The organism is Amycolatopsis sp. NPDC034160, from assembly GCF_055575355.1.
This window is the reverse complement of record NZ_JBVISU010000002.1, coordinates 690,787-706,297: the sequence shown is the minus strand read 5'-3', so window position 1 is coordinate 706,297 and position 15,511 is coordinate 690,787. Positions and strand designations below refer to the sequence as shown.

The 15,511-nt window shown below is 69.0% G+C and carries 16 protein-coding genes; 10 read left to right on the top strand and 6 right to left on the bottom strand.

All coding sequences use genetic code 11. The features are described 5' to 3' along the window. Positions 1–16: 16 nt before the first annotated feature. Positions 17–664 (bottom strand): TetR/AcrR family transcriptional regulator, encoded by a 648-nt coding sequence (locus tag ACZ54P_RS08260; RefSeq protein ID WP_465460806.1) that lies wholly within the window; start codon positions 662–664, stop codon positions 17–19. Between the two features lie 84 nt (positions 665–748). On the opposite strand from ACZ54P_RS08260, the gene wzt reads away from it, so the two are divergent. After that, positions 749–1,489 (top strand): galactan export ABC transporter ATP-binding subunit Wzt/RfbE, encoded by a 741-nt coding sequence (gene wzt / locus ACZ54P_RS08255; protein WP_465460805.1) that lies wholly within the window; start codon positions 749–751, stop codon positions 1,487–1,489. 381 nt (positions 1,490–1,870) lie between these two features. Here the strand turns inward: wzt and ACZ54P_RS08250 are convergent, their stop codons facing one another. Next, the gene (locus ACZ54P_RS08250) at positions 1,871–2,077 is read right to left on the bottom strand and encodes a hypothetical protein (protein ID WP_465460804.1); all 207 of its coding nucleotides are present in this window, start codon (positions 2,075–2,077) and stop codon (positions 1,871–1,873) included. Between the two features lie 414 nt (positions 2,078–2,491). Between ACZ54P_RS08250 and ACZ54P_RS08245 the strand changes: the two genes are divergently transcribed. Further along, positions 2,492–2,707 (top strand): hypothetical protein, encoded by a 216-nt coding sequence (locus ACZ54P_RS08245; protein WP_061981184.1) that lies wholly within the window; start codon positions 2,492–2,494, stop codon positions 2,705–2,707. On the opposite strand, the gene ACZ54P_RS08240 is transcribed toward ACZ54P_RS08245, so the two are convergent. Beyond that, the gene (locus ACZ54P_RS08240; RefSeq protein WP_465460803.1) at positions 2,695–3,480 is read right to left on the bottom strand and encodes an IclR family transcriptional regulator; all 786 of its coding nucleotides are present in this window, start codon (positions 3,478–3,480) and stop codon (positions 2,695–2,697) included. The genes ACZ54P_RS08245 and ACZ54P_RS08240 overlap by 13 nt on opposite strands. Positions 3,481–3,657: 177 nt before the next feature. Here ACZ54P_RS08240 and hutH point away from each other — a divergent pair, with 177 nt between their 5' ends. The 5 genes from hutH to hutI are packed head-to-tail and all read left to right on the top strand — an operon-like array spanning position 3,658 to position 10,489. Then, positions 3,658–5,184 carry a histidine ammonia-lyase gene (gene hutH, locus ACZ54P_RS08235; protein WP_465460802.1) on the top strand — a complete coding sequence of 509 codons (1,527 nt, stop codon included), beginning with the start codon at positions 3,658–3,660 and terminating at the stop codon, positions 5,182–5,184. 4 nt (positions 5,185–5,188) lie between these two features. Further along, positions 5,189–6,841 carry a urocanate hydratase gene (gene hutU / locus ACZ54P_RS08230; protein ID WP_465460801.1) on the top strand — a complete coding sequence of 551 codons (1,653 nt, stop codon included), beginning with the start codon at positions 5,189–5,191 and terminating at the stop codon, positions 6,839–6,841. Further along, a complete protein-coding gene (locus ACZ54P_RS08225) occupies positions 6,838–8,034 on the top strand; it encodes an allantoate amidohydrolase (RefSeq protein WP_465460800.1) in 1,197 nt (398 codons plus the stop codon). The genes hutU and ACZ54P_RS08225 overlap by 4 nt, the downstream gene beginning before the upstream one ends. Beyond that, complete coding sequence (locus tag ACZ54P_RS08220) at positions 8,031–9,335, top strand: formimidoylglutamate deiminase (RefSeq protein ID WP_465460799.1); 1,305 nt, start codon at positions 8,031–8,033, stop codon at positions 9,333–9,335. Before ACZ54P_RS08225 ends, ACZ54P_RS08220 begins: the two co-directional genes overlap by 4 nt. After that, positions 9,323–10,489: an imidazolonepropionase gene (gene hutI, locus ACZ54P_RS08215; protein WP_465460798.1), complete on the top strand. Its 1,167-nt coding sequence runs from the start codon at positions 9,323–9,325 to the stop codon at positions 10,487–10,489. The genes ACZ54P_RS08220 and hutI overlap by 13 nt, the downstream gene beginning before the upstream one ends. A 27-nt stretch (positions 10,490–10,516) precedes the next feature. Here hutI and ACZ54P_RS08210 read toward each other — a convergent pair whose 3' ends face one another. Both ACZ54P_RS08210 and ACZ54P_RS08205 read right to left on the bottom strand, forming a co-directional pair. After that, on the bottom strand, positions 10,517–11,275 hold the full coding sequence (locus ACZ54P_RS08210; RefSeq protein WP_465460797.1) for a hypothetical protein: 759 nt from the start codon (positions 11,273–11,275) through the stop codon (positions 10,517–10,519). Next, positions 11,272–11,481: a hypothetical protein gene (locus tag ACZ54P_RS08205; protein ID WP_465460796.1), complete on the bottom strand. Its 210-nt coding sequence runs from the start codon at positions 11,479–11,481 to the stop codon at positions 11,272–11,274. The genes ACZ54P_RS08210 and ACZ54P_RS08205 overlap by 4 nt, the downstream gene beginning before the upstream one ends. Before the next feature lie 116 nt (positions 11,482–11,597). On the opposite strand from ACZ54P_RS08205, the gene ACZ54P_RS08200 reads away from it, so the two are divergent. After that, a complete protein-coding gene (locus tag ACZ54P_RS08200; RefSeq protein WP_465460867.1) occupies positions 11,598–13,202 on the top strand; it encodes a sensor histidine kinase in 1,605 nt (534 codons plus the stop codon). Beyond that, positions 13,177–13,851, top strand: a complete 675-nt coding sequence (locus ACZ54P_RS08195) for a response regulator transcription factor (RefSeq protein ID WP_465460866.1) — start codon at positions 13,177–13,179, stop codon at positions 13,849–13,851. The genes ACZ54P_RS08200 and ACZ54P_RS08195 overlap by 26 nt, the downstream gene beginning before the upstream one ends. On the opposite strand, the gene ACZ54P_RS08190 is transcribed toward ACZ54P_RS08195, so the two are convergent. Continuing rightward, positions 13,796–14,917, bottom strand: coding sequence for an FAD-dependent monooxygenase (locus ACZ54P_RS08190; protein WP_465460795.1), 1,122 nt, complete (start codon positions 14,915–14,917; stop codon positions 13,796–13,798). The two genes, ACZ54P_RS08195 and ACZ54P_RS08190, sit on opposite strands and share 56 nt — an antisense overlap. A 43-nt stretch (positions 14,918–14,960) precedes the next feature. On the opposite strand from ACZ54P_RS08190, the gene ACZ54P_RS08185 reads away from it, so the two are divergent. Next, the gene (locus ACZ54P_RS08185) at positions 14,961–15,506 is read left to right on the top strand and encodes a TetR/AcrR family transcriptional regulator (protein WP_465460794.1); all 546 of its coding nucleotides are present in this window, start codon (positions 14,961–14,963) and stop codon (positions 15,504–15,506) included. Positions 15,507–15,511: the final 5 nt, after the last annotated feature.

Below are 15,511 nucleotides of genomic sequence, written 5' to 3'. Positions count from 1 at the left end.
GACGGCAGAAGCGGTCCTACCCCTCGGGGTGGGGCCGCTTCTCTTTTTCCGTCAGGTAGGCGAGCGTCATCTCGGTCGTTTCGGTCGCCCACGTGGTCCAGGACAGGTCGTCCGTCCAAAACCGGCAGGTGGCGGCACGGTGCACGCAGGAGCCGATGATGGTGCGAGCCGCCAGCTGGACGCCCAGTGCGCGGTCAGGCCGACCGATCTCCTCGATACAGGGCCGCACGGCTTCCACGAGGGTCCGCTGGATCGCGGCGAGTGTTTCCAGTCCCCGTTCGCGCCCATCGGTGCGCTGGCTGTCGAGCAGCTCCGGAAAGATCCGGCCGTGGTGGGTGAAGGTGCGCGCGAGCGCGTGGGTGAACGCGCTGACGACCTCGTTCAGCTTTGGCGCCGATGAGCGAAGCGCTTCACTGACGTTGACTTCCAGTTGGCCGAGCAACTGGTCCTTGACGGCGTACAGCAGCTGCTCCTTGCCCGCGAAGCGGCGATAAATCGCACCCACCGACATGCCTGCCTGCTCGGCGACCGCCGCGATGGTGAATTTCTCGATGCCCCCCTCGGCCAGGACGTGCTCGGCGGCGGCCAGCACCTTCTGCAGGGACGCGCGGCTGCGTGCTTGTTGGGGCGGGCGGAAGCCCTGCTCGATGGACTGCTGAGTCACTGGCCGCACCTTACTCCCCTCAGGATCCCTGTTTGAATGCGAATGATAACTTCCGTTCGCATTTGACAGTAGGAGGGTGGGAGCATGGTGAGTATCGAGGTGCGAGGCGCCTACGTCGACTTTCCGATCTTCGACGCCAAGACCCGGTCGCTCAAGAAACGGGTGCTCGGCAAGGTCGGCGGCAAGATCGGTACCGAAGCGAAAGTCCCGATCATCGAGGCGTTGCGGGACATCACCCTGTCTCTGCGCGAGGGCGACCGAGTCGGCCTGGTCGGGCACAACGGTGCCGGCAAATCAACCCTCCTGCGGCTGCTGTCCGGTATCTACGAGCCGACACGAGGTAGCACGCACGTCGTCGGGAGGATCGCGCCCGTGTTCGACCTCGGCGTCGGCCTGGATCCCGAAGTGTCCGGCCACGAGAACATCCTCATCCGGGGCCTGTTCCTCGGCATGAGCCGCAAGCGGATGGAGAAGAAGATCGACGACATCGCGGAGTTCACCGAACTCGGCGACTACCTGCACCTGCCGCTGCGGACCTACTCCGCAGGAATGCGCGTGCGGCTGGCCCTCGGTGTGGTGACCACCATCGATCCCGAAATTCTCATCCTCGACGAAGGCCTCGGCGCGATCGATTCGGCATTCCTCGCCAAGGCGCGCGAACGGCTGGTGGATCTCGCGCAGCGCTCCGGGGTGCTGGTGTTCGCGTCGCACGCTGACGAATTGCTGATGGAATTGTGCACGACCGCGCTCTGGATGGACGAAGGCCGGATACGCAGGCAAGGGTCGTTGCCTGAGGTCATCGCGGCTTACAAAGGGCGGCCGTGACCGGTCTTGTGAGTGGTAATGACGGTTAGAACCGTCATTACCACTCACGAGAGTCTGCGTATTCAGCTTGCGGCCTTTGTTCACCCGTCGGGTGAATCGAGGGGCAGCTGGTCGTTACGCAAATCGGGCTAGTACACGTGTTCGACCTTCGGCATCGTTGAGGGCCTGGCCAGCGAAAACAGTTCCAGGTGTGCTCCGAGTGGTGGCGTGCCGATACTGCGACGCTGCACGCCCGCAAACAGGAGATCGAAGTTTTTGAAGCGTCAATTGCACGCGGAGCAGAATGCGGTTCTCGTGGAAATCAATAACCGGGGTGTCCGTGGATGTTCTGGTCATTCGATGTTGTCGGCGTTGATTTTCGAGGACTTCCATCGGGTTGTCCTATGGCGCGATCGTCGTGATGGTGGCGGCCGCCCGACGTGCTGAGATGGTCCGGTCGCTCACCGTGGTCGAGCCGCCCGCGACCGGGGTGGTCCGCGGGAACGAGGTCGTCGACGCGTGGGACGCGGAGCCTGAAGGTTCCTCGACGGTCCGCTGGAAGACCCTCGCGAAGTCTTCGAGGCGTTTTCCCGCTCGCGGGTGTGCCACTGCCGATCCCGGGTCCGGTGCCACAGACGTTGCGGCGCGGGGCACGCGCCCTGGCCGTGATGCGACCGCCGGGAGACGCGAAATTGCCGCTGAATGTGTTGGCGTCAGCGGAATTCTCGATGCTCGTGCTCATCGGCGGGAGTACGAAATCGTCGCCGACGAGATCGCGAACAGAACAGGCGCGCGCCGCGGCGTCGTGGCGGGATGGGGCATCTGGTGCCCGATACAGGTGAGCCGTTCAATGCCCGGCTCGAGACTTTTTTGGATCACGGAGAGTAGTACAACCAAGGTCATTTTCATCTCAATTCACCCGCGCCGGGAACGGTCGCGAGGTGGGATGTCATGCTGTGTGTCCGACCATGGCCCTCTTTCGAACCGACCCCGTGTCGCCGGAGGGCCGGAAGAAGGTGTCAGATGACCTGGGCTAGGCATTCCAGTCGTCCCGATCCCGCAGAAGACCAGAGCCGCATGGCAGGTGTGCGGGCTGAGGAAGAAATCCGCCTCACCGTGCAGAACGGCAGGGCCGCGAGGACCGTTGCCGGGCACTCTTCGGACGCACTCGACTGCGCCGAACTGCTGGCGATGCTCGGTCTCGAGGGAGTCCAGAAAAGGCACGCTCAGCGCACCTGACCCCCGATCCGGGTAGTCAGTTCGGCCGCGGTCAAGCGGACCTCCTCGGCGAGGTCAGGCCAGGTTTCTTCGCACCCTTCCGCCCCTGGGCAAAGGTGGCGCAGGGTCACGCTGATCGCGGCCATCGGCCGGCCGCCGTGGTCGAAGACCGGGCAGGCCACCGAGGCGAATCCCTCGGTGACGTGGCCGTCTTCGACCGCCCAGCCGAGCCTGCCCTCCGCGTTCAGCGTGCGGCGCAGTTCGGCGAGGGTGCTTGGGCCGCGGCCGGTACGCAGGACGAACGCGGACGCGGCCGGAAAAAGCGCGCGCACATGCGGCGACGGCAGGTGCCGCAGGATCGCTCTACCCGACGCCGTGAGCTGACCCGGCAGCCGGACGCCGACCTCGGTGACCAGCGTTTCCGGACGCGTGGGGCGTTCTTTGACCAGGTAAAGCGACTCGTTGCCGTGCAGGACGCCGAGATGCGCGGTGTGCCCGACGCGGTCGGCGAGTTTGCGCAGCAACGGGACGGCGAGCCGTTCCAGCGGGTCGTGCCGTAAATAGGCCGAGCCGAGTTCGAACGCGGCGATGCCGAGTCCATAGCGACGTTCGGCGGGCAGGTGCGTCACGAAACCGGCGGCCTCCAGTTCGGCGAGCAGGTGATACGTCGTCGAGCGCGGGAGGCCCAGTTCGCGCGCGATCGCGGCCGCGGACACCGGCCCAGGCCGCGCGGCGAGGGCGCGAAGGATGCCCAGGCCGCGTCGCAGCGCAGGGACTTCGCTGCTCTCACCCATCTCGACCTCCTCTTCGCCCGACCCCGGGGGAGCAAGGGACCTTTGCTATCACTTGCTGAGCATGCCTAAGTAAGCGATAGCAAAGGTCCCTTGCTCTCTTCCGCTGTGTCTTGGATACCAGACACAACCACCGGTTGGGGCCGCCCACCAGCGGCCTTGGCGTTGTCCAATGGGGCTATGCCGGAAACCGTACTTCTGGGGACCGAACCGCTTCGGCCCGAACAGGTCGTCGCGGTCGCCCGTGACCACTCGCCCGTCGCGGTCAGCGAAGCGGTCGAGAAGAACCTCGCCGCGACGCGTCAGCACATCGACAACCTCGCCCATGCTGAGACGCCGACGTACGGCGTGTCGACCGGCTTCGGTGCGCTCGCCACCAGGCACATCCCGCTGGAGAGCCGCACCGCGCTCCAGCGGTCGCTGATCCGCTCCCACGCGGCGGGCGCCGGTCCGGTCGTCGAGACCGAGGTCGTGCGCGCGCTGATGCTGTTGCGCCTCCGCACCCTCACCAGCGGCTACACCGGGGTCCGCCCGCAGACGGCGCAAACGCTTGCGGCCCTGCTCAACGCTGGAATCACCCCGCTTGTGCACGAATACGGCTCCCTCGGCTGCTCCGGCGACCTCGCGCCGCTGGCCGCTGTCGCGCTCGCGCTGATGGGAGAGGGCGAAGTCGCGTACAGGGGTGAAGTCGTCCCGGCCGGCGAAGCGCTGAAGCACGCTGGGATCGAGCCCATCGTCCTCGCGGAGAAGGAGGGCCTCGCCCTCACGAACGGGACCGACGGCATGCTTGGCATGCTCCTGCTTGCCGCGGCCGACCTGCGCAAGCTTCTCGACACCGCCGACATCACCGCGGCGATGAGCGTCGAAGCGCTCCTCGGCACCGATCGCGCCTTCGCCGCCGACCTCCAGGCCCTGCGCCCGCACCCCGGGCAGGCGCTGAGCGCCCAGCGCATGTGGACCGCGCTACAGGGCTCCAAGATCGTCGAGAGTCACCGTGGCCCGGACTGCAACCGCGTCCAGGACGCCTACTCGCTCCGCTGCTCGCCCCAGGTGCACGGAGGCGCACGTGACAGCCTCACGCACGCCGAACTCGTCGCCGAGCGTGAGCTGCATTCCGCGGTCGACAACCCGGTCGTGTTGTCCGACGGCCGGGTCGAGTCGAACGGCAACTTCCACGGCGCCCCGGTCGCGTACGTGCTCGACTTCCTCGCCATCCCGCTCGCGGACGTCGCCAGCATCGCCGAGCGTCGCACCGACCGCATGCTCGACAAGGCCCGCTCGCACGGCCTGCCGCCGTTCCTCGCGTTCGACCCCGGTGTCGACTCCGGCCACATGATCGCCCAGTACACGCAGGCGGCCATCGTCAGCGAACTGAAGCGTCTCGCGGTGCCGGCGTCGGTCGATTCGATCCCGAGCAGCGCCATGCAGGAGGACCACGTCTCCATGGGCTGGTCCGCCGCGCGCAAGCTGCGCAAGGCCGTCGAGGGGCTCAACACGGTCCTCGCCATCGAACTGCTCACCGCCGCGCGGGCACTCGACATGCGCGCGCCTCTCGTCCCGTCGCCGGTCACCGGCCGGGTCCGGGATCTGGTCCGTACCAAGGTCGAGGGCCCCGGCCCCGACCGTCATCTGGCGCCGGAGATCGCCGCCGCCGAAGAACTCGTCGCGTCGGGTACCGTCCTCGCCGCGGCCCAACTGGAGGTCTGAGCTTATGTCCCGCACGGTCCGTGCCGCCCGAGGCACCACGCTCACCGCGAAGAACTGGCAGACCGAAGCCGCGCTGCGGATGTTCCACAACAACCTCGACCCCGAGGTCGCCGAGCGCCCCGACGACCTGGTCGTCTACGGCGGCACCGGCAAGGCCGCCCGCAACTGGGCCAGTTTCGACGCGATCACCCGTGAACTGACCACTTTGGAGCAGGACGAAACCCTGCTCGTCCAGTCCGGCAAGCCGGTCGGTGTGTTCCGCACGCACGAATGGGCGCCGCGGGTGCTCATCGCGAACTCCAACCTCGTCGGCGACTGGGCGACCTGGCCGGAGTTCCGCCGCCTGGAGGCACAGGGCCTGACCATGTACGGCCAGATGACGGCGGGGTCCTGGATCTACATCGGCACGCAGGGAATCCTGCAGGGCACTTACGAGACCTTCGCCGCTGTCGCGAAGAAGCGGTTCGGAGGCAGCCTCAAGGGCACGCTCACCGTCACCGCCGGCCTCGGTGGCATGGGCGGCGCGCAGCCGCTGGCCGTCACGATGAACGACGGCGTCGCGCTCGTCATCGAATGTGACCCGCAGCGCGCTCACCGCCGCGTCGAGACCCGCTACCTCGACGAGGTCGCCGACGATCTCGACGACGCGATCCGCCGCGTGGAGGCCGCGAAGAAGGAGAAGCGCGCCCTGTCCGTCGGCGTGGTCGGCAACGCCGCCGAGGTGCTGCCCGAACTGCTGCGCCGTGGCGTCGAGGTCGACATCGTCACCGACCAGACCTCCGCGCACGATCCGCTTTCCTACCTGCCCAAGGGCATCGGCGTCGACGAGTGGCAGGACTACGCGGACAAGAAGCCCGACGAGTTCACCGAGCGCGCCCGCGAGTCGATGGCCGACCACGTCGAAGCGATGCTCGGCTTCCTCGACAAGGGCGCCGAGGTCTTCGACTACGGCAATTCCTTGCGCGGCGAGGCGAAACTCGGCGGCTGCGAGCGCGCGTTCGACTTCCCCGGGTTCGTGCCCGCCTACATCCGCCCGCTGTTCTGCGAGGGGAACGGCCCGTTCCGCTGGGCGGCCCTGTCCGGCGATCCGGCGGACATCGCGGCGACCGACCGCGCGATGCTGGAACTGTTCCCGGAGAACGAATCCCTCGCGCGCTGGATCAAGCTGGCAGGTGAACGCGTCGCCTTCCAAGGACTTCCGGCGCGGATCTGCTGGCTCGGCTACGGCGAGCGGCACCTCGCGGGCCTGCGGTTCAACGAGATGGTCGCCAGCGGCGAGTTGAAGGCGCCGGTCGTGATCGGCCGCGACCACCTCGACTCGGGCAGCGTCGCCTCGCCTTACCGCGAGACCGAGGGCATGGCCGACGGTTCCGACGCGATCGCCGACTGGCCGCTGCTGAACGCGCTGGTCAACACCTCGTCGGGTGCTAGCTGGGTGTCGATCCACCACGGTGGCGGCGTCGGCATGGGCCGCTCCATCCACGCCGGTCAGGTCAGCGTGGCCGACGGAACCCTGCTGGCCGCGCAGAAACTCGAGCGCGTGCTCACCAACGACCCGGGCATGGGTGTCATCCGGCATGTTGACGCCGGCTACGACCGTGCGGCCGACGTCGCCGACGAGCGCGGCGTGCGCGTGCCGATGCGGGACGCCGAGTGACCGCGTCCTCGCTGCTGGCGGAGATCTCGGACGTCGGCCGCGATCCGAAGCGCGGCGGGTACTCGCGCCACGCCTTCGACGCGGCCGAGACGGAACTGCGCGCTTGGTTCGTCGAGCGCGCGGGACGGCTGGGACTGGGTGTCGAGACCGATCGCAACGGCAACATCTGGGCCTGGTGGGGCACTCCCGGCCCGGACGCGGTGGTCACCGGGAGCCACCTCGATTCGGTGCCCGGTGGCGGGGCCTTCGACGGACCGCTCGGTGTCGCGAGCGCACTCGACGCGGTCGAGATCTTGCAGGCCAAGGGATTCCGCCCGGCCAAGCCGTTCGCCGTCGTGGTCTTCGCGGAAGAGGAGGGCGGCCGTTTCGGCGTCCCGTGCCTCGGTTCACGGCTGCTGACCGGGACCATCGACGCGGACAAGGCGCGTGGCCTGCGTGATCCCGACGGCGTCACGTTCGCCGAAGCGGCGGCGAAATCCGGGCTCGACCCCGAGCAGGTCGGCTGCGATGCCGAGCGACTCGGTTTGATCGGGCGGTTCCTCGAACTGCACGTCGAGCAGGGGCGCGGGCTGATCGATCTCGGCTCGCCGGTCGCCGTCGGGAGTACGGTGATCGCGCACGGCCGGTGGCGATTCTCCTTCCAGGGGCAGGGAAACCACGCTGGTGCCACACTGATCGGCGACCGTCGCGACCCGATGATCCCAGCCGCCGAGACCGTTCTCGCCGTGCGGAAAATGGCGAAGGCGACGGCCGACGCCAGGGCCACGGTCGGCAGGCTCGTGCCGATTCCCGGCGGCACCAACGTCATCGCGTCCACTGTGGACTTGTGGCTGGACGCAAGGGTGCCGGGCACGGATACGCCGGAACTGGTCGCGGAGATCGCGAAGCTGGCCGAGGAAGCGGCAAGCCAGGAGGGCTGCCGGGTCGAGGTCGCCAGGGAGTCGTACTCGGACGACGTGGTCTTCGACGACGCGCTGCGCCGTGACCTGGGCACTTGGCTCGGCGGACCGCCGGAGCTGCCGACCGGCGCCGGACACGACGCGGCGATCCTCGCCGGGTTCGTCCCGTCCGGAATGCTCTACGTGCGTAATCCCACCGGCATCAGCCATTCCCCGGAGGAGTTCTCGGAGGCGGAGGATGTCGACCACGGCGCTCGTGCGCTCGCGGACGTCCTGGAGAAACTGTCGACATGACGACATATTGGTGTGAACGGGCCTGGTTGCCGGACGAGATCGCCGATGCCGTCCGGATCGAGGTCGACGGCGGGACGATCGTTTCCGTGACGGCGAACGCGTCTCGTGAAGGGACCGTCCTGAGTGGACTGGCTCTGCCGGGCTTCGCCAACGGGCACTCGCACGCGTTCCATCGTGCGCTGCGCGGCCGGACGCACCATGACCGCGGGACCTTCTGGACGTGGCGCGAGCGGATGTACTCGCTCGCGTCGCGGCTCGATCCGGACTCGTACTACCGGCTGGCGCGGGGCGTCTACGCCGAGATGGTGCTGGCCGGGTACACGAGTGTCGGCGAGTTCCACTATCTGCACCACGCTCCAGGCGGAAAGCCCTATGCCGAGCCGAACGCGATGGGTGAGGCGCTACGGCAAGCCGCCAGGGACGCCGGGATCCGGCTGACGTTGCTCGACACGTGCTACCTCACGGGCGGCATCGGCGTCGAGCCCGACGAGGTGCAGAAGCGGTTCTCCGACGGTTCCGCGGCGCACTGGGCGCGGCGGGTCGGCGAGCTGCGGGAAGACGAGACGTTCCGGGTGGGTGGCGCGATCCATTCCGTGCGTGCCGTTCCCGAAGACCAACTGTCCGAAGTGGACAATGGAACGCCGGCGGATCGGCCGTTGCACATCCACCTCTCCGAGCAGCGGGCCGAGAACGAACAGTGCATGGCGGCTTATCGCTGGACTCCGACGGGGCTGCTCTGGGACAACGGCGTGCTCAGCGAACGGCTCACCGCGGTGCACGCGACGCACCTGACACCGGGCGACGTCAAATGGCTCGGCGAGGCTGGGAGTCGTGCCTGCTTTTGCCCGACGACTGAACGGGATCTCGGCGACGGCATCGGTCCCGCGCGGACGCTGCTGGACGCGGGTGTGCGGCTGTGCGTCGGGAGTGACAGCAACGCGGTCGTCGACGCGTTCGAGGAGACCAGGGCACTGGAACTGAACGAGCGGCTCGCCAGCGAGAAGCGCGGCAGGTTCACCGCGGAGGAACTGCTCGCGGCGGCGACGGATCACGGCGCGATCGGCTGGGACGGGGTCGGCGAGCTGGCTCCGGGCGCGGGTGCGGACCTGGTGACGGTCGGCCTCGGTTCGGTGCGGACCGCGGGAATCGAGCCGTCCGGGGTGGTCTTCGCCGCGTCCGGGGCGGACGTGCGGAACGTCGTGATCGCCGGGCGTGAGATCGTCCGCGATGGCGCACACCAGCTGATCGACCGGCCGGAAACGGTCTTGGCCAAGGAGATCGAGGCATTGTGGCAGTCCTGATCACGGGTATCGGCGAGCTCACCACGAACGACGCCGAGCTGGGCAAACTCCGCGACGCGGCCGTCATCGTGGAGGGCGAGACGATCGCTTGGGCCGGTTCGGCGGCGCACGCGCCGGACGCGGACGAGCGGGTCGACGTCGACGGTCGCGCGGTGCTGCCCGGTTGGGTGGACAGCCACACCCACCTTGTCTTCGCCGGGGACCGGACGGCCGAGTTCGAGGCGCGGATGGCCGGGAAGGCGTACAGCGCCGGGGGTATCGCGGTCACTGTCGAGGCGACGCGGTCGGCTTCCGACGAGCAGCTGGCCGCGAACCTGCGGCGTCACGTCGACGAAGCGGCGCGGCAGGGCACGACGTGTCTGGAGACGAAGACCGGATACGGGCTGAACGTCGAAGACGAGGTGCGCTCGGCGCGGATCGCCGCCGACGTGGCCGACGAGGTCACCTTCCTCGGCGCTCATCTGGTGCCACCGGGCGCGGACGCGGAGTCCTATGTGGACTTGGTCTGCGGTGACATGCTCGACGCCGTGGCGCCGCTCGTGCGGTGGGCGGACGTGTTCTGCGAGACCGGCGCTTTCGACGAGGGACAGTCCGGGCGGGTGCTGAAGGCGGCACGGGAACGCGGCCTCGGGCTGCGCGTGCACGGGAACCAGCTGGGGGAGGGGCCGGGTGTAGGGCTCGCCGTCGAGCTGGGGGCGGCGAGTGTCGACCACTGCACCTACCTGAGCGAAGCGGACGTAGAGGCTCTCGCCGCTTCGGACACTGTCACGACCCTTTTGCCCGCGTGTGACCTGTCGACCCGGCAGCCGTTGGCTCCGGCGCGGCGGCTGCTCGACGCCGGGGCGACGGTCGCGCTGGCGAGCAACGCGAATCCGGGCAGCTCGTACACGACGTCGATGGCGTTCTGCGTGACGACCGCGGTTCTGCAGATGCGGATGACGATCGAGGAGGCCGTCTGGTCGGCGACGGCGGGCGGCGCTCGGGCCCTGCGGAGGGACGACGTCGGGGTGATCCGGCCTGGCGCGCGGGCGGACCTTCAGGTGCTCGAAGCGCCTTCGGTCACGCACCTCGCGTATCGGCCCGGGGTGCCGCTGACGGCCGCCGTGTGGCGGCGCGGGAGGCTGCTGACCAGCGGTTTCGCCGCAAAACGATAGCAAAGGTCCCTTGCTCCCCCGGCGGGATCAGGAGGCCTGGCCGAGGGTGTCTTCGACGCGCTCGCGCAGGGCGGGCGGGAGTTCGCCGAGCAGGTGCGACCACTGTTCGATCCGCTTCTCGCTCAGGTGGGTGAGCAGGTCGAGCAGAGGCGGCCACAGGCCTTCGTCGGCGGCCGCGACCCGCAGGAGGCCGCGGAACCGGTCCGCGGAGAGCAGGCCGAGGACGTGGTCGATCCGGTTCTTGTCGTCGAGGACGAAGGCGATCCGGATCAGCGCTTTGTCGCCGATGACGTCGAGGGCCTTCCGCACCGTCGGATCGGGCAGGTGACCGACGAACCGGCCGACGGTGATCCAGTCCTCGCGGCGCACTAGTTCCCCGGCGACCGCGACGACGGTGTCGAGCGGGATCCGGGCGATGATCGCGCTCGCTCGGCGCGGATCCAGCTCGGCCGCGACGTCGGCGAGGAACCGCGGCTTCAGCCTCTTCGCGACGTCAACGCCCCGGGAGACGTCCACCAGTCCGGCGATCCGGGCGCACAGAAGCGGGCCGAAGACCTTCTCGGCGATCTTCGCCAGAATCGGGGAGGGGACGAGCTTGCTCGCCATCGCCATCCGCTCGAGGGCGGCGCGGTTCGCGTCGAACAGCGTGTCCGTGACCTGCTCACGGAACGTCTGGAGTTCGGCGGCGTCCACGCGGTCGAGGTAGGCGAGTCGCTCGGGCGTGGTGCCGAGGACGCGCGCGAGTTTGAGGATCTCCGCCTGCGAGGCGAAGTTTTCGTTGGTCACAGGCCCACCACCTTGCGGACGGTGCCCCGCAGAAGGGCGGGTACGTACCTCAGGCCCTCTTCGCCCGCTTCGGCCAAGGCCTTGGCCTGGCGGTGGCGCGCGTCGCGCAACGCGTCGGAGAGGTCCTGTTTCTCGTGTTCGGCCAGCGCTTCGATGCCTGCCGGGACAGGACCGCCTAGCTGACCGGAGAGTGTGCGCTCGGCCATGGTGGATCATCATGCCTCATGAAACCAGGGGAAGCAGGGGACCTTTACTTTCGTCCATGGCGGTCCGCTCGTCACGGCTTGTAGCGTCCAAGTCTGTGAAGGACGCAGAGGAGCCCGTGCGGCGCGGGCGGCGACTGGTCATGGACGTCGCGCTGTGGCTCGGGCTCTGTGGCTGGGTGACCATCGACGCCGGATCCAGCACGAAGCACTGGGAACTGCTCTTCGGGCTCACCGCGACCACGGCCGCGATCGCCGTGTCGAGGCGGTACCCGCTGGTCTCGCTCACCATCGCCATGTTCGCGAGCTTCATCGTGCTGGGCAGCTTCGGTGGCCGGGTGCCGATCTGGGAGGGATTCCTCCTCGTCGCCGTGAGTTACCTCGCGGGTTACCGGCAGCCGGTCGCGAAGCCGATGATGCGTGTCTTCGCGATCGTCTCCGTGATCGCGGTCCCGGTGGCGCTGCTGTGGAGCGAGGACGGCTTCTCGGCATGGGGTGCGTTGCTCGGCATCTTGGTCTTCGCCTCGGTGACGCCGTGGTTGCTGGGCCGCTACATCCGGCAGCGCGAGGACATGGCGCGCGACGGCTGGCGCCGCGCCGAGGAGATGGAGAGCCGTCAGCGGCTCATCGCCGACCGCGCGCGGTTGCGTGAACGGACGAGGATCGCCAGCGACATGCACGATTCGCTGGGCCACGAGCTGAGTCTCATCGCGGTCCGCGCCGCGGCGCTGGAGGTCGCGGGCGGACTCGACGAGCTCCAGCGGCAGGCCGCCGGCGAATTGCGGCAGAGCGCCGCGACGGCGACCGAACGGCTGCGCGAGATCATCGGCGTGCTGCGCGAGGACGACGCCCCGACCGTGCCGGTCGACGAGAGTATCGACGAACTGCTCCACCGCGCGAGGGCGTCCGGCGTGCTGATCGAGTCCTCTGTGGACGCACCCGTCGACGGCGAGCCGGGAATGGTCGACCGCGCGGCGTATCGCGTGGTCCAGGAGTCCTTGACGAACGTCGTCAAACACGCGCCGGGAGCCGCCGTCACCGTCCGGGTCGTGCGCTCGGCGGGGCAGACGGACGTCGTGGTCACCAACGCGCCGCCGCCCGCGGGTCCACTGCCCGGACGGTCGTCCGGACGCCGCGGCCTGATCGGCCTGCGTGAACGGGTCCGGCTGGTCGGCGGGACATTGCGGGCGGCGCCGAGCGGCGGCGGGTTCGAGGTCAGCGCCACCCTGCCGCACGACGCGGCGCCTTCGGAGGAATCGCCGGAGAGCCAGGCGGCGATGGACGCGGAGGTCGGGCAGTCGACATCGGCCAGGGAACTGGAACGCGCCCGCCGCGACGTCCGGCGCAGCCTGATCCAGGCGGTGGTCGTGCCGATCGGGCTCTTCGGCCTGGTGGTCGGGATCAGCGGGGTGGTGTTCCTCGTCCAGTGGTACGGCTCCGAACTCCCCAGAGGAGCCTACGAGCGGATCCGGGTCGGTCAGACGCGGGCGGAGATCGCGCCCGTCCTGCCCGGCGGTCAGCGGATCGCGCGGCCGCGGACGGTGGAGCCGCCGGTGCCCGCGGGAGCGACATGCGAGTACTACGGCACCGAGCGCACCGTGTTCAACTTAAACTACGAGGCCTACCGGCTGTGCTTCGCCGACGGGAAACTCGTGGCGAAGGACGTGATCAGTGAAGACGAGCAAAGGGGGAACCCGGATGATCCGGGTGGTGCTGGCCGATGACGAGGCGATGATCCGGGCCGGCGTGTCGGCGATCCTGGCCGCCGACGCCGACATCGAAGTGGTCGCGGAGGCCGGGGACGGCCGTTCCGCCGTCGAGCAGGTGCGCGCGACCAGGCCGGACGTCGTGCTTCTCGACATCCGGATGCCGGTCATGGACGGGCTGAAAGCGGCGGAGGAGATCCGGCGGCTGCTGCCCGAAGTCGGCGTGATCATGCTGACCACGTTCGGCGAGGACACCTACATCGAACGCGCGCTCGGTCTCGGCGCGAGCGGTTTCCTGCTGAAATCCGGTGATCCGCGGGAACTGCTGTCCGGGATCCACGCGGTCGCGGGTGGCGCGGCGTTCCTTTCGCCGAAGGTGGCGCAGCGGGTCATCGCCCGCTTCTCCGGCAACCAGGTTTCCCGCGCGGAAGAGGCGAAGGCGTTGATCGGCAAGCTGACCCCGCGTGAACAGGAAGTGCTGGCACTGCTGGGTTCCGGACTGTCCAATGCGGACATCGCGGGCAAGCTGTTCGTGGTCGAGGGCACGGTGAAGGCCTACGTGAGCACCATCCTCAACCGGCTCGGCGCGCGGAACCGGGTGCAGGCCGCGATCACCGCGTACGAGGCGGGGCTGGTCGGCGGGGAACCGGAGGCGTCCAGCCGCTGACCCCGGCTCCGATGCGGGCGGTGAGCGCGCCGGGAAGCAGCCGGAAGACGCTGTTGCGTACGGCCACGGCGAGCGGGTTCCGCAACTGTGGCCCCATTTTTCCCGCCTGAATCGACGACTTGACGACCGACTGACTGCGCGGGCGGCGCTGCTCGTCGTACCTCTTGAGCGCCGCGTCGACGTCTTCGGTGGAACTGAGCGCGGCGGCGAGGACGACGGCGTCTTCGATCGCCTGGCAACCGCCTTGGCCGAGGAACGGCGGCATCGCGTGCGCGGCGTCGCCGAGGAGCGCGACCCGCCCCTTCACGTAGGACGGCAGAGGAGTGCCGAGCAGGTAGAGGTCGTGGTGGAGCAGCGTCTCGGGTGTGGTGGCGTCGATGAGCCGCGGGATCGGTTCGTGCCAGCCGCCGAAACGTTCACGGAGATAGGCCTTCGGGTCTTCGTGCCGGATGCCTGCTTCGGCGACGTAGCTCGCCCACCAGTAGACGCGGCCGTCGTGGAGCGGGATGACGCCGATCTCGGCGCCGTCGTCCCAGCTCGTGCTGAGGTCCGTCGGGTGCGGGAGTGCGGTCACGGCGCGGAAGGCCGTGCTGCCGCTGTAGACCGGTGCGGGATGCCGTGGCCACAGCTGCTTGCGGAGTCCACTGTGGATTCCGTCGGCGGCGATGACGACGTCCGCGTCGAGGTCGCCGACGTCGGTGACCGCGGTGCCGGTGCGGACGCTTCCGGCGGGCAGGGCGGCGAGGAGTCCCGCGATGAGGTCGGCGCGGTGGAGGGCGGCGAGCGGACGGCCGTGGTGACGGCGGAACGCGTCGGCGTCCCATCGGGTGATGCGGCGGCCTTTCCGGTCGTGGAGGCCGCCCGACGATTGTTCTTGGAGCTTGTCGAGGCGGACGCCCAGTGTTTCGAGTGAGCGCAGGGCGTTCGGCCACAGGGAGATGCCCGCGCCCGCGGCGGTGAGTTCCGGCGCTCGTTCCAGGACGGTGACCTCCCAGCCGATGCCGTGCAGCCCGATGGCGGCGCTGAGCCCGCCGATTCCCCCGCCGACCACGATCGCTTTGCGCATGTCGACCTCCTCTACGTTTGTAGAGTACTACTACACTTGTAGAGTGCGAAAGGCGATAATCGGGGATGCGGCCATCGAGGTGATCGCGGCCGAGGGGATGCGGGGCCTGACACATCGCGCTGTCGACCGGTGCGCCGGGCTGCCGCCGGGATCGACCTCGTATTACGCGCGGACGCGGGCGGCGCTGCTGGAACTGGCGATCTCGCGGATGGTCGAACTCGACGAGGTGACCATCGAGCCGCGGCCCGGGAAGCTGGCCGAGTACTTGGCGGGGTTCGCGTACGCGGCGATCACGCAGGGACGGACGCGGATGCTGGCGCGATACGAGTTCGCGCTGGAGGCGACACGGCGGCCGGAGTTGCGCGAGGCCTATGACCGCGGTGGGCTGGTGATCCGGCGAAGGTGTGCCGAGGTGCTGGCCGACCGCGGGTCGGCGGAGCCGGAGCGGCACGCGCGGGTGCTCGTCGCGTGGCTGGACGGGACGATCTTCGACGCGCTGGCCGGGACCGGGTCGCTGCGGCCGCCGGGGCTGGCGGAGCTGACGCGGGACGCGGGGGAGGTGCTGGCTGGGCTGGGGGTGGCGGGGTAGCGGGG

What these genes read in the sequence shown, in the direction of transcription:
- wzt (WP_465460805.1), top strand. Translation starts at nt 749, where the DNA reads ATGGTGAGTATCGAGGTGCGAGGCGCCTACGTCGACTTTCCGATCTTC.
- ACZ54P_RS08195 (WP_465460866.1), top strand. Translation starts at nt 13,177, where the DNA reads ATGATCCGGGTGGTGCTGGCCGATGACGAGGCGATGATCCGGGCCGGC.
- ACZ54P_RS08205 (WP_465460796.1), bottom strand. Translation starts at nt 11,481, where the DNA reads ATGGCCGAGCGCACACTCTCCGGTCAGCTAGGCGGTCCTGTCCCGGCA.
- ACZ54P_RS08190 (WP_465460795.1), bottom strand. Translation starts at nt 14,917, where the DNA reads ATGCGCAAAGCGATCGTGGTCGGCGGGGGAATCGGCGGGCTCAGCGCC.
- hutU (WP_465460801.1), top strand. Translation starts at nt 5,189, where the DNA reads ATGTCCCGCACGGTCCGTGCCGCCCGAGGCACCACGCTCACCGCGAAG.
- hutH (WP_465460802.1), top strand. Translation starts at nt 3,658, where the DNA reads ATGCCGGAAACCGTACTTCTGGGGACCGAACCGCTTCGGCCCGAACAG.
- ACZ54P_RS08245 (WP_061981184.1), top strand. Translation starts at nt 2,492, where the DNA reads ATGACCTGGGCTAGGCATTCCAGTCGTCCCGATCCCGCAGAAGACCAG.
- ACZ54P_RS08220 (WP_465460799.1), top strand. Translation starts at nt 8,031, where the DNA reads ATGACGACATATTGGTGTGAACGGGCCTGGTTGCCGGACGAGATCGCC.
- ACZ54P_RS08240 (WP_465460803.1), bottom strand. Translation starts at nt 3,480, where the DNA reads ATGGGTGAGAGCAGCGAAGTCCCTGCGCTGCGACGCGGCCTGGGCATC.